General features: G+C 49.8%; 14 protein-coding genes. 7 read left to right on the forward strand and 7 right to left on the reverse strand.

Going from position 1 to position 13,250, the window contains the following annotated elements; all coding sequences use genetic code 11:
• Positions 1 to 47 precede the first annotated feature (47 nt).
• The 7 genes from pap (at position 48) to TERTU_RS20995 (ending at position 5,587) form a co-directional block, all read left to right on the forward strand.
• Entirely contained in the window at positions 48 to 1,529 is a 1,482-nt protein-coding gene (pap, locus tag TERTU_RS20970) for a polyphosphate:AMP phosphotransferase (RefSeq protein ID WP_015820340.1), read from the forward strand.
• A 117-nt stretch (positions 1,530 to 1,646) separates the two neighbouring features.
• Positions 1,647 to 1,979 carry a DUF4389 domain-containing protein gene (locus tag TERTU_RS20975; protein WP_015819884.1) on the forward strand — a complete coding sequence of 111 codons (333 nt, stop codon included), beginning with the start codon at positions 1,647 to 1,649 and terminating at the stop codon, positions 1,977 to 1,979.
• Positions 1,980 to 1,993: 14 nt separating this feature from the next.
• Complete coding sequence (locus TERTU_RS22090; RefSeq protein WP_015819175.1) at positions 1,994 to 2,146, forward strand: hypothetical protein; 153 nt, start codon at positions 1,994 to 1,996, stop codon at positions 2,144 to 2,146.
• A 13-nt stretch (positions 2,147 to 2,159) separates the two neighbouring features.
• Positions 2,160 to 2,909: a LiaF transmembrane domain-containing protein gene (locus tag TERTU_RS20980; protein ID WP_015818484.1), complete on the forward strand. Its 750-nt coding sequence runs from the start codon at positions 2,160 to 2,162 to the stop codon at positions 2,907 to 2,909.
• Positions 2,910 to 2,941: 32 nt separating this feature from the next.
• Entirely contained in the window at positions 2,942 to 4,042 is a 1,101-nt protein-coding gene (locus TERTU_RS20985) for a sensor histidine kinase (protein WP_015818398.1), read from the forward strand.
• Between the two features lie 43 nt (positions 4,043 to 4,085).
• Entirely contained in the window at positions 4,086 to 4,841 is a 756-nt protein-coding gene (locus TERTU_RS20990; protein WP_015819968.1) for a hypothetical protein, read from the forward strand.
• Positions 4,838 to 5,587 (forward strand): LytR/AlgR family response regulator transcription factor, encoded by a 750-nt coding sequence (locus tag TERTU_RS20995; RefSeq protein WP_015818166.1) that lies wholly within the window; start codon positions 4,838 to 4,840, stop codon positions 5,585 to 5,587. The genes TERTU_RS20990 and TERTU_RS20995 overlap by 4 nt, the downstream gene beginning before the upstream one ends.
• On the opposite strand, the gene mnmG is transcribed toward TERTU_RS20995, so the two are convergent.
• The 7 genes from mnmG to rpmH all read right to left on the reverse strand — a co-directional run bounded on the left by mnmG (position 5,584) and on the right by rpmH (position 12,581).
• Positions 5,584 to 7,476: a tRNA uridine-5-carboxymethylaminomethyl(34) synthesis enzyme MnmG gene (gene mnmG, locus TERTU_RS21000; protein WP_015817682.1), complete on the reverse strand. Its 1,893-nt coding sequence runs from the start codon at positions 7,474 to 7,476 to the stop codon at positions 5,584 to 5,586. The genes TERTU_RS20995 and mnmG overlap by 4 nt on opposite strands.
• A gap of 490 nt (positions 7,477 to 7,966) precedes the next feature.
• A complete protein-coding gene (locus TERTU_RS21005; protein ID WP_015819499.1) occupies positions 7,967 to 8,533 on the reverse strand; it encodes an NnrU family protein in 567 nt (188 codons plus the stop codon).
• A gap of 184 nt (positions 8,534 to 8,717) precedes the next feature.
• The gene (gene mnmE / locus TERTU_RS21010; protein ID WP_015819307.1) at positions 8,718 to 10,067 is read right to left on the reverse strand and encodes a tRNA uridine-5-carboxymethylaminomethyl(34) synthesis GTPase MnmE; all 1,350 of its coding nucleotides are present in this window, start codon (positions 10,065 to 10,067) and stop codon (positions 8,718 to 8,720) included.
• A 4-nt stretch (positions 10,068 to 10,071) separates the two neighbouring features.
• Positions 10,072 to 11,754, reverse strand: a complete 1,683-nt coding sequence (gene yidC, locus TERTU_RS21015; protein ID WP_015818985.1) for a membrane protein insertase YidC — start codon at positions 11,752 to 11,754, stop codon at positions 10,072 to 10,074.
• Positions 11,755 to 11,781: 27 nt separating this feature from the next.
• Entirely contained in the window at positions 11,782 to 12,084 is a 303-nt protein-coding gene (gene yidD, locus TERTU_RS21605; RefSeq protein ID WP_080516738.1) for a membrane protein insertion efficiency factor YidD, read from the reverse strand.
• Positions 12,009 to 12,419, reverse strand: a complete 411-nt coding sequence (gene rnpA, locus TERTU_RS21020; RefSeq protein ID WP_015820615.1) for a ribonuclease P protein component — start codon at positions 12,417 to 12,419, stop codon at positions 12,009 to 12,011. Before rnpA ends, yidD begins: the two co-directional genes overlap by 76 nt.
• A 27-nt stretch (positions 12,420 to 12,446) precedes the next feature.
• On the reverse strand, positions 12,447 to 12,581 hold the full coding sequence (gene rpmH, locus TERTU_RS21610; protein WP_080516739.1) for a 50S ribosomal protein L34: 135 nt from the start codon (positions 12,579 to 12,581) through the stop codon (positions 12,447 to 12,449).
• Positions 12,582 to 13,250: the final 669 nt, after the last annotated feature.

The following is a 13,250-nucleotide window of genomic DNA, read 5'->3' on the forward strand; positions in this document are numbered from 1 at the left end:
TATTTAGCGTTAACCATTGACCCCCAGATAAAATCCCGGCAGAAACTATGATCTCACTCAGCCAACCCGCTCCGAAAATTCCCAAAGAGGAATACAAAGCCCGCGTGCGCGATTTGCGCGCAGAATTGCTGCAGCTACAGCAGCAGGTGCGCCACCGCAATAAACCCGTGATTATCGTTATCGCAGGCGATGATCGCTCTGGTCGCCACGAAACCATCAATACCTTGTCGGCCTGGATGGACCCGCGCTTTCTCAGTGTAAACGCCTATGGCCCGAGCCAGTACGAAGACGACCGCAAACCGTTTTTCTGGCGCTTCTGGCGGGACCTGCCCGGCGCAGGCCAAATCGCAATCTACCTGCGCGACTGGACCAGCACCTCCATCGTGCAATATCTCAACGGCGAAATCGACGCAGAGAAGCTGCGCCGGAGGGAGAGTTACATACGCAACTTCGAACAAAAACACACTGACGACGGCGCCTTAATGATCAAGTGTTGGCTGCATATTGGTGAGGACGTGCTGCGCGAGCGCCTGGCTGAAGTGCGCGACACGCCCTATTTTGACGTGAAAGATGAACTGGCGCTAAAAAACTACCCGCACGCAATTGAGGCAATCCAAAATACCCTGAACGCCACCAGCACACACCGCAATCACTGGCACGTCGTCAACGGCGCTGATGATCGCCACCGCAACCTACAGGTGGCAGAAATAATCAAAATCCAGCTCCAGCAGTGGCTGGCACAGGATACACCGCAATCATCGGAAAGCATCGAACCCTTGCCGGTCGCACCGCGCCCCGCCATCAATATGGCGCCGGAGTCCAGCGACAATAAGCCAGATAAAAGCGACGCCAAAGCGCGTCTGAAAAAGCTGCAAACCAAGTTGCGCAAGCTCACCTTCCAGTTGCGCGAACGCAATATTCCTGTGGTGATGGCGTTTGAAGGGTGGGATGCCGCCGGTAAGGGCGGCGCAATCCGGCGCCTGGTCGCCCCCTTGGACGCCGGTTTTTATCGCATTAAACCCATCGCAAAGCCCACCGAAGAAGAGTACGCCCATCATTATTTGTGGCGTTTTTGGCGTGATATACCACAGAACGGCCAAATGACCCTATTTGATCGCAGCTGGTATGGCCGTGTTCTCGTCGAGCGTGTCGAAGGCTTCGCCAGCGAAACCGAATGGCTGCGCGCATACAAGGAGATTAACGACTTCGAAGAGCAACTCACCATCCATAACTGCGTGGTATTGAAATTCTGGCTCAATATCAGCAATCAGGAACAACTGCAACGCTTTCAGGATCGCGAGCAAACACCTTACAAACAGTACAAAATCACCGATGAAGACTATCGCAATCGCGAACGCTGGGACGACTATGTAACAGCGGTGGAAGATATGATTGAACGCACCAGCACCCCACATGCACCCTGGACGGTGGTGAGTACAGACTTTAAAGACCGCGCACGGGTGCAGGTGTTGGAAACGGTGGTTAATGCCTTTAAAGCGCGCTTAAAGGTCGATTCCGCCACGGATTAACATTGACCTTCACGCCATGTTCGTCATTCGCCGATGTCGCGGCGCCACTCACCGAGTTGTGCCGTATTTTCTGACCTAGCCCGTGTATTCTGCCATCTCTGTTTCAAGGAGATGACGATGCAAACACAGAATTCATTGGACCAAGACGATATTCACAACCATTTGCGCAATCAGCAGGCCTGGCTGCGCTTGCTGTACATGTTACTTTTTGCCGCTTTGCTTAATCTCGCTGCCGGCGTAATGTGGGTAATCTGCCTGCTACAGTTTATTTTTGTTGTTACCACAGGAGAGGACAACAGCCAGCTGCGCAGTTTTGCCCGCTCCCTCAGCCAGTTTATTCATCGCGCACTGCTTTTTGTCAGCTACAACAGCGACGAAAAACCCTTTCCATTCGCGCCCTGGCCAAATCCATCACCTACACAGCAGTGGCCTGCGGACAACCGGGACTAGCTGAGGATATTCGCATGGAACTACTGGATCGAGTTTCTGCGCGAACCATTGCGCTTGCCGGAATTGTTTTATTTTTTACATTCTTACTTATCGACACTATAGGCTTTAAACTCTGGGCGACCATACTGGTCACCTGGTTGCCCAGCAGCCTGTGTTCTATCGCCTAAAGGGAGCTCTCACATGCACAAATGGCGCGGTCATACGCAGCCTCGCGTAGTTATTGGCCTAGTTCTAATCGCAATCGCACTGCTGGTATTTCTTAATAATATTGGCATTCGACTGCTCGGTTATATTCTCTCACAGTGGCCGTTGGTATTAATTGTAATAGGCGCACTGCTACTGTACCGCGCGAAACGCCACCCAAGCATGCACACAGGCTTTGGCCCCTACGCGCTAATCGCGGTCGGCACACTGTTTTTTCTCGTCCAGCGCGGCTTGTTCAATCTCAGTTTTCACAGCGTTGTTGCACCATTGGTTATATTCGGCGTGGGCCTTTACCTCCTAAACCCCCAGCGCACGAACTTTAAGAAATCGCTGTTTAATTTTAATAAACCAAACGACGACTCAGAAAGTCTGCCACCACCGAATGACGAACGCCTGGATATTTATGCGATCCTCGGCGGCGGCAACTACACAAAAAGCTCTCAGGAACTAAGCGGCGGCAACATTTTTTGTTTGATGGGCGGTGCCGATCTGGACTTGCGCGAAGCGGATTTTATCGGCTCAACAATGCAGCTCGATATAGTCGCGCTAATGGGCGGCGCTGATATAAAGATCCCTCCTCACTGGCAGGTATCACTAAAGGTATTGCCATTGTTAGGTGGCGTGTCTGATAAATCCGTTTGTCTAGCAGATAAAATTGGTGTACCGAAAAAAACCTTGGTTGTCTCCGGTGTTGCGTGTATGGGTGGTATCAATATTCGCAACTGATTCGCGACCAACTCACAACCTGGGTCTGAGCTATGCACCCTTTACTAAGCGCACCGCGCAACTTTATTGTGGTGTTTGTTTTCTGGTTGTTTATTTGCTGCTGTGTGGCCATGCTAATGGTGCTACTGGCAACCAACGCTAATATCGAACAGCCATACGCACACAGCTTCGTGCTGATTTTGCCCTGGTATTTGTTCTTTCTATTTGTTTGTTTTTCTAATTACTACTTATGCCAATTACTGCAATTTAATGTTTACTCTCTGCCAGTCATCATCGGCAGTCAGTTTATCGCACTGGCAATAAGTGTTTCTCTCTGGCTGCTACTAGGTTTTGGCTGGGCTAGCCAAATGGATAATGTAGGTTTACTGGAAGGAAACTTTTTCTATCAGCGTACGTTTAACGGGCATTGTCTACTGGGAGCTATTTTATACTGCACCTGGATTTTAATTCACTACACCTATTTGCACGCAGTTGCCAATGAACAAAAAAAAGCAGAGGAGTTACAGCAACAACTGTTGATAAAAAGTATCGATTTCACCAGTGTGAAAGCCAGTGTGCACCCTCACTTTATGTATAACAGCTTAAACACATTGGCAAACTTGAGTCTGGTGGCACCGGAAAAAATCCACGGTTTATGCGTGCAAATGGCAGACTTTTTACGTTATAGCGTCAATTATTCAAGCCGTCCCCAAGTCTCTCTGGCCGATGAAATTAATCATATTCAAAATTACCTTGCAGTGGAGAGGGAGCGTTTTCCTGAGAAAATTAAACTCAACATTCGGATTAGTGAACAGGCCAACGCCGCGCAGGTTTTTCCTTTGTTGCTGTTTCCACTCATAGAGAACAGTATAAAACACGGTATTAACTCCAGTACGGATTCAGGATTTATCTCCGTGGATGCCACTGTTGCCAACGAGACACTCACCGTCCGTATAGAAAATTCCGTCGACCCCAGTGGTACTAAGGCCGATTCCACCGGAATAGGGCTCAGTACATTGCGCAAGCGCCTCCACGCGCACTTTGGCGTTAATTTCCAACTTTACACAAAAACGACAGATGGGAGTTTTATCGTGCAGGTTGAACTACCATTTACGATACACCTTGTTACACAATCAGCGGAGTCATTGGCTTAGACTTGACGGAATACCCATTCAATTGTGCACAAGGAATTTAATAATGAAGCCAAAACTTTTACTTTTGACGGCACTGCCAGCTGTATTGTTGAGTGCCTGCGGTGGCGGCACAGTCGACTCGAGCGACTTAAAAACCGAAGGTATTCACGCAACTATCCGAATTTATGCTGTCGGCAATAAAACCGACGTTGACGTGCGCCTTACCGCAGGTGGCCCCAATGGTTCTGATGTTGAATTAACCAGTGACGAACTGCTCTATGCGACCGCCTACGGCAATATTCAGAAGCTCGAACGAGAGCCGCAGGCTTTCGGCCTGTTTGACAGTTACATCACCTCATTTACGGATAACATTCCAGGCGAAACTATCGATATTATTTTTATGCGACCCAACGACGCGGATGCGCCGGAAAGCTACGTGGTCGTGCCGCCGAAGGTGAACTTTGTCTCCCATTCACCCACCACCAAGCACAGTGTCAGCATCGACGAAGATATCAATGTCAGCTGGGAGAAAAACTATTCTGGCTCGATCACTGTCAACACCGGGCTCAGCTGTACTTACATGAGTACCTCTAATAGCTATTATTTTGAAGAAGAGATTACTGATACCGGTAGTTACAACAGCTTTAATTTTGCCGAGCTGCTAGACAATGAGCTGCCCCACGAAGACAGCAGTTGCTCCGGGAAGCTTCGGGTTTCGCGCATAGTTGAAGGCGTTCTCGACAGCCATTACGATGGCGGAAATATAAAAATAGAGCAGTACGCGGAACTGGAATTTAACGTGGATTACTACCCGTTATGACGCTATCAGCGATTATCGTGGATGACGAACCCCATGCGCGCCAGGCACTGGAACGCATGCTGGGGGAGTGTCTACATATCGCTATAATTGATCGCTGCGAAAACGGCCTTGCGGCGGTCAAAGCCGTGCACAAAATGCAGCCCGATGTCTTATTTCTCGATATTCAGATGCCCAAGCTCGACGGTTTTGATGTGCTCGAGCTGTTGGGCGAAGCGGCCCCACCGGTGGTGTTTGTAACCGCGCACGACGACTACGCGATTCGGGCATTCGAAAATAACGCAGTCGACTATCTTCTCAAACCCGTTGCTAAAGCGCGATTGCAGGCGTGCGTCGACCGGTTGCACACTCGGCTGCAAACCAGCACTCCGCAAGACGACAACACAATGGCAAACCTGCTGACCGTTCATCAACAGGCAAACACGCCGATTAACCGTATTCTGGTGCGAGAAAAGGGCGACGTGCATGTGGTAATGACACGGGATATTATCGCGCTCGAAGCGGCCGACGATTACGTGGTTATTCACACCGAGCAACAAAAACTGATCAAGCAGGAGCGACTCAACAAACTGGAGACCCGCCTCGACCCACGCCAGTTTTGCCGCATTCACCGCTCAGCTATTATCAACCTCGACTACCTCGCCGGTATCGAAACCGAAACCAAAGACAGTCGCCTCGCGAACCTTAAAAACGGCATGCAGCTGGCCATCTCCCGCACGGGTTACAGCAAGCTGGTGCAACTGCTCTAGCTTTCCGCAGCAACCTTGCGCAACATTCCGCGTTTTTTCAAATAGATAACCAACAGCGAAATAGCCGCCGGTGTAATGCCGGGAATGCGTGACGCGCGCGCAATATTGTCTGGCCGCGCTTCGTTGAGTTTCTGTTTTAACTCGTTAGACAGGCCTTCCACCGAGTCGTAATCGAAGCTGGCGGGAATCGGCGTGTTTTCGTGCTGGCGCAGGCGTGCAATCTCGTCTTGCTGACGATCAATGTAGCCTGCGTACTTCGCGGTAATTTCCACCTGTTCTGCGACCTGCACATTGGCAACCGCTTCCCCTTTGAGGTGGCCAAGATCCGCATAGGTCAGTTCCGGGCGTTTCAACAGATCGAGCAGCGAATATTCCCGGTTCAACGGCGCGGTAAGCTTGTCCGCCAGTTGTAACGCTTCTGCGCTGTTCGCCTGCACCCAGGTGCTGCGCATGCGCTGGGTCTCCTGTTCGATCTGCTCACGTTTTTCACAGAATGCCGCCCAGCGGATATCGTCCACCAGGCCCAGTTCGCGGCCTTTTTCGGTCAGGCGCAAATCGGCGTTATCTTCACGCAGCAGCAAGCGATACTCCGCGCGACTGGTGAACATCCGGTAGGGTTCTCGGGTGCCCATGGTAATCAAGTCGTCCACCAGTACGCCCATGTAGGCCTGATCCCGCTCCGGGCACCAGGGTTCTTTACCCTGGGCTTTTAGCGCCGCGTTGGCCCCCGCCAGCAAGCCTTGCGCACCGGCTTCTTCGTAACCGGTGGTGCCGTTGATCTGGCCTGCGAAAAACAAACCGCTAATCACTTTAGTTTCCAGGCTGTACTGCAGATCCTGTGGATTAAAGAAGTCGTACTCGATGGCATAGCCGGGGCGCACAATATGGGCGTTTTCAAATCCCTTAATCGAACGCACCAGAGCCAATTGAATATCGAACGGAAGGCTGGTGGAAATGCCGTTGGGATAGAGCTCGTGCGTTGTCAGGCCTTCGGGCTCAATAAAAATCTGGTGGCTGTTCTTATCGGCGAAGCGATTGACCTTATCTTCGATGCTGGGGCAGTAGCGCGGGCCGACCCCCTCAATAACGCCAGTAAACATCGGCGAGCGGTCAAACCCACTGCGAATTATGTCGTGAGTGCGCTCATTGGTGTGGGTCACCCAGCAGCAGGTCTGGCGCGGGTGATCGTCTTGCGAGCCTAAAAATGACATCACCGGCGTAGGCTTGTCACCCCATTGCTCATCCAGCCCGTCAAAATTCACTGAGCGGGCGTCTATGCGCGGTGGCGTGCCGGTTTTTAATCTGTCGACACGCAATGGCAGTTCACGTAAACGATCCGCCAGCGCGATTGAGGGCGGATCTCCGGCACGTCCGCCGGAATGGTTTTCCAGGCCAATATGAATCCGCCCACCTAAAAATGTACCTGCGGTGAGCACCACGGTCGGCGCCAGGAAGGTCACGCCCATTTGCGTCACCACACCGCGCACTGTTTCACCCTCGACCACTAAATCGTCTGCCGCCTGCTGAAAAATAGTGAGGTTGGGCTGGTTCTCGAGGATTTCCCGCACCGCGGCTTTGTACAACACACGGTCTGCCTGGGCGCGCGTTGCACGCACGGCAGGGCCTTTGCGGTTGTTCAACACGCGAAACTGAATACCGCCTTTGTCGGTCGCCTTAGCCATTGCACCGCCAAGCGCGTCGATTTCCTTCACCAGATGACTTTTACCGATACCACCTATAGCCGGGTTACAGCTCATTTGGCCCAGCGTTTCTATGTTGTGACTCAAAAGTAAGGTTTTGCAACCCATACGTGCTGCCGCCAGACAGGCTTCAGTGCCTGCATGGCCACCGCCAATCACAATAACGTCAAATTTGTCAGGAAAAATCATAGCAACACCGGTGCCGGACTCAGGGCGCGACATTATAGAGATTGTTGGTTAAAAAAAGAACGGGGAGAATTACCGTTAGAAACGGTTTATTAATAAAGAAGTAAGAATATAAGTATGTATATATGAAGGGGATTTATTCTTATATTAATTATTAGTCTCTACGTTGTTCGGGTATAACTCGATTTTTCCTTTAAAAATCAATTAGTTATAAGAATGATAACTTGCTAAAAACTGCGGTATAAGCAGAGCGTAAGCTGGGGTGTAGCTGTTTAAAATAATGGGGTATATCAACTGGCTTATTTATAACCATGTATTTCTGTGTACGCTTTGAAATATTACACAATGGTTACACTCAGTATTTCCGTATTCTTGTACACACTGCTGATTAGTTGTGGGTACCCGATGAATAAGGTGTTTAACTGTGTGTTATAGCGCCTTGTAATTGTTTTCTTACTGTTAATAACTTGTTGGTAAATGTGGATAACTTGATTCACAGGTTAATTATAGGGATACCGGTGAAATAACGGTGGAAAAAAGCCAATGCTAAAAAAATAAGTAAGCTAATAAACAGACCGACAAATTCCACCTTCCAGGGCGGCGAAGCCGGCGTAGTAACTTTGCCGTCACGTCGGCTAATCAGCAGGATTTCTAAAATACTCCACACCAGAAGCGTGCCGAACAACACCATAGATCGGCTATCCCCGTTTAATAGCAGATGTGTGAATGCCCATAACGCGACGCCAGTCAGCATGGGGTGGGGTATAGCTCGCTTTATACGGCTGGGGTAGTGGGCTGCACCAATAATAATGAATGCGATAAGTATCAGTAGATAGCCGATGTGGCGGAAGCCAAGAGGTAAAACATAGAATAGTTGCGGCGTGGTTGATCGCCAGCCGAAGATAATACAGGCGAGCCCGGCAAAAACGGTGAGAGCAAAGAGTCCTTTGTATCCGTTAGTCCCAACTCTGGTCATAACGGCAGATTTTAGTCTCGGCGCGAGTGCAGGCACAAAGTGCGTACCGCACCAAAGTAACAAACCAAATATCAATAACGCCATGATCGAATCTCCCTGAATAGTTGACTCAATGCTAGCGTTTGGTCAGTGAACCTAGAGAGATGGTGTGGCGTGAGGAAAGTAAGTTCGTAACGGAGGCTCTAACTACGCACTGAGTCGTCTTTCAGCTGTATGTGCCCACTCGAACAACCATAATCGGTTTATAAAGTTCGATTAAGCTCGATGTCTATTTACCGATACAAAAACTGCTAAAAATTTTGCCAAGCAAATCGTCTGATGTAAATTTGCCGGTGATTTCGCTCAGATGATCCTGGGCGAGACGCAGGTCCTCGGCGAGTAATTCGCCTGCGGCGTGCAGCTGCAGTTGGTTGCGGCCGTTGTTGAGGTAGGTCAGTGCGTGTTGGATGGCATCAAGATGTCGACGGCGCGCACTGAAACCACCTTCGCCTGTTTGTTGATAACCCATTACGGATTTGAGGTGGGCGATAAGCGCATCTATACCGGCGCCGGTTTTAGCCGATAAGGCGATCTCTTTGTACACCGCAGGTGTGTCTGGCAGGGTAAAACCGCTGTCGTCAATCTTATTGTAGATAACGGTTACTTTTTCTAATGTAGGCTGGTGTTTACTCAGCTGCTGCCAGTAGTCTTCGCGGCTGAGATCCGGTAAGCGGGTGGAGTCCACCATTAATAAAATACGGTCTGCCTGGTCGATTTCCTGCCAAGCGCGCTCTATTCCGATTTGTTCTACTTTATCTGTTGCTGCGCGCAAGCCGGCGGTGTCGACAATATGTAGCGGCATGCCGTCGATATGAATTTGCTCTCGCAACACATCCCTCGTGGTTCCCTCAATGTCGGTCACTATCGCAATATCCCGTTGGGCGAGGGCATTGAGCAAACTCGATTTACCTGCGTTGGGGCGACCGGCGATAACAACCTTCATCCCTTCGCGCATCAGTACGCCCTGTTGTGCTGTGTGTAGAATATCGCTTGCGCGTTCTAAGACATTGTCTAATTGTGCGGCAACTTTGCCGTCGCTCAGAAAATCGATTTCTTCTTCAGGAAAATCAATTGCCGATTCCACATACATACGCAGATGAATAAGCTCTTCGACGAGGTGGTTAATCTGCTCGGAAAAGGCGCCCTGCAAGCTGTTTATGGCTTGTTTTGCCGCCTGCTGCGAGCTTGCGTCGATCAGGTCTGCAATTGCCTCGGCCTGTGCCAGATCGAGCTTGTCGTTCAAAAAAGCCCGCTCAGAAAATTCTCCTGGGCGTGCCAGCCGGGCACCTGCGGCAAGAATTTCTGCCAGCAACATATCGAGAATTACCGGCCCGCCGTGGCCCTGGAATTCGAGTACGTCCTCGCCGGTAAAAGAATTGGGCGCTGAAAAATAGAGCGCTATGCCCTGATCCAGTAAGTTTTTGTTGCGGTCGAAAAACGGGGTGTATTTGGCTTCCCGTGGGGGGGGCAGTAAACCGAGAATCCGATGGGCGATTTGTTGGCAGCCAGGGCCGGAAACCCTGACAATGCCGACGCCACCGCGCCCAGGGGCGGTGGCGATTGCGGCAATGGTATCCATATGGTTAGTCAGCTTTTTCGATCTGACGGGTGATGATGTACTGCTGGGTGATAGACAGGGTGTTGTTTACAACCCAGTAAAGTACCAGACCCGCTGGGAACATCATAAACAGCGCAGTGAAGAAAAACGGCATCAGCTGCATAACTTTCGCTTGCATTGGGTCTGCGGGGGTTGGGTTTAATTTCTGCTGGATCCACATGGTCACGCCCATAATCAGCGGCAACACGAAGTAGGGGTCGCGCACGCTTAAGTCATGGATCCAGAGGAAGAAAGGTGCGTGGCGCAACTCTACCGATTCCATGATCATCCAGTAAAGTGCAATAAACACCGGCATCTGCAAAAGAATGGGCAGACAGCCGCCAAGCGGGTTCACCTTCTCTTTTTTATAGAGTTTCATCAATTCAGCAGACATTCGCTGACGGTCGTCGCCATATCGCTCTTTGAGTTCGTTCATCAATGGCTGGACTTTCCGCATCTTCGCCATTGAGCGGTAACTCATGGCTGAAGGGTAGAAAAATACCAATTTGATGCAGCATGTCAGCAGAATGATCGCGAGGCCCCAGTTGCCGACCAGACCGTGGATAAAGTCCAGCGCGTAGAACAGAGGTTTGGCGATAAACCACAACCAAGAATAATCGATAGTTAAATCCAGGTGTGGAGCGATTTTTTCCAATACACGGATATGTTTTGGCCCGGCGTAGTATTGGGCTTTGATTGAGCCAGTGGTACCTGGTGCAACTGTTGTGCTAGTAAGCGTGGTGAAGCTGAGGAAATACATGTTCGCGTTGCGGCTTTTGCGCAGCACGTATTTCTGGTCCTTATCCTGATCGGGAACCCAAGCAGACATGAAATAGTGCTGCACCATCGCTACCCAACCGCCGGTATTTGACACTTCCAGCTTTTCTTTCGCCAGCTCGTCGAACTTAAGTTTTTTGTAGTTGGTTTCTGGCGTAGTTATCGCAGCGCCAAGGAAGGGTTGCATACCTACGCCAACAGCCTGCGCTGGATTGTGGTCGTCGCGCTTGATCTGGCCGTAAAGATTGCCCACCCAATTGGTGTCACCAGTGTTCTCGATGAGGTATTCCAGATCAATAAGGTAGGAATCCCGGTGGAATGTGAAGCGTTTGGTAATAATTGCACTTTCCTGCTGGTACTTCAGGTCGACTACCAGAGTGTCCTTGCCTGGCTCAAGTGTGTAGTCGGAAGAAGCGGCGCTAAACCGGGGGCGGCCGTTTTTACCGTCGGTTCCGTTAGGTCCTACCAGACCACTTTGAGCGATATAGGTACTCGTATCGTTATTGTTCAGCAAAACAAATGGATTGTCTTTTTCGTGCAGCATGGCGTAGTACTGCGGTAAAGCCAGACGCACAATATCACCACCGTTGGTATCGATCACCAGATCAAGCGTGTCTGTGCTGATGTGAATCTGGCGATCGTTATCGGCGTTTGCAGTAAATTCGACCGCGTCTTTGCTATCAGAAGCGGGCGCGTCCGGAACTTCTTCTCCGTTCGGCGCTTGCGGTTGTTCGCTTGGAATCGAGGGCGCTACGCGCTCACTATTGTTAGCTGAAGACTGCTGAAGTTGCGTCTCTTCAAATTTTCGTTCCTGAAACTCGTTCCACCGGATAATAAGCAAGAACGAAACAAGAACAATACCGCCGATTAGCGCGTTGCGAAGCAAATTCATGGTGATTGATTACCGTATATCGATATTTTAAGACTGTTTTTTGGTTGGGTGACCCGATTCAGGTACTGGGTCGTAACCGCCAGAATGCCAAGGGTGGCACTTTAGCAAACGTCGCGTAGCTAAAGCGCTGCCTCGCGCAATGCCCCAAGTGGCCACTGCGTCAATGGCGTATTGGGAGCAGGTGGGTTCGAAGCGGCAGCGGGGACCTATTAGCGGGCTGATGAAGTAGCGATAAAAGTAAACGGGGGCCAACATTATTTTGGCCGCGAACGGGATTCGTTGCGCTGCTGCGGGTTCGGATTGTTGGCCTTTTTGGCAACACGTTCCCATAGTTTATCCAGAATCTTCGCTGTTTCCCGGTTGTTCAATTGGTCGCTACCGCGCCGGGCCAGCACTATAGCATCTATTGCCGGCATTTGGTGCTGTTTGCCACGGAAAGTCTCGCGGATAAGGCGCTTTAGGCGATTCCGGTCAACGGCATGCCGAACATTTTTTTTGGCAATAACAAGCCCGAGCCGCGCGTGGGTTGCAGCGTTGGGAGAGGCGAGAATAAGAAAATGAGGGTGCGATGCTTTAATTTGGGCATCGTCAAAAACAGCAGAGTAGTTGCCGGAGGTGAGAAGACGTTGGGATTTCCGAAAGCGAAAATCTTGCAGTTGATTCATCAAACTCCAGCAACTCGCTGAAAACGGTTAGGCAGCCAGTACTTTACGGCCTTTAGCACGACGACGAGCCAGTACCTTGCGACCGTTTTTGGTAGCCATGCGAGCACGGAAACCGTGAACGCGCTTACGCTTCAAGTTGCTTGGTTGAAATGTTCTTTTCATTTCAGTTCACCTGTTGTTATCAAGCCCGGCGTTCGCCGACCAGAATTTGCTTTTGGCAAGCTTTAGCTTCTCTATAAATGAAGCGAAAAGTCTTAGCCGCTGAAGGACGCGCGATTCTATAGAAATGTTCTTATTAAATCAATTGGTTTACTGATTTTTGCGCAGTTTAGTTGAAAACCCCAGAAAATAGACACGTTACGAGCATGATATACACATAGTTATCCACAATTTGTGTTGCCAGCGCCTAACGAGTGGTTATTATTTCTTCAAGCGATTCTCTTGTGTTTGATTTCTAGTCTATGCTTTGGTTATCGAAATTCGGTACATGTAAATAATATGAAATAAATATGACCGGGTGTTGCTTGGGGGAATCTGGTCTATACTCAAAGAGCCTTAAATAAACTAGCTTAATCTATTGAAATATATAGAAAAATATTTGGCACTTATAGTTGTTATCGGTTTTTGATGAAATTGAGCGTGTTTTTCTCCAGCACGAATCGGTTGTCAACTCTATTTTATTCTCCATTGTTTTTTGTCTATAAAACAGTTGTTTATACCCAAATCTTTTAATAATTTGGCTCGATTTGCAGCCGCGCTTGTGGATAAGATGGAAGGGAACAGGTAAACTATGCGTCCTTTTTGGTAATCACCTACGCTTTTCGGGCGTGG

Source organism: Teredinibacter turnerae T7901, assembly GCF_000023025.1.
GTDB classification, from domain to species: domain Bacteria; phylum Pseudomonadota; class Gammaproteobacteria; order Pseudomonadales; family Cellvibrionaceae; genus Teredinibacter; species Teredinibacter turnerae_B.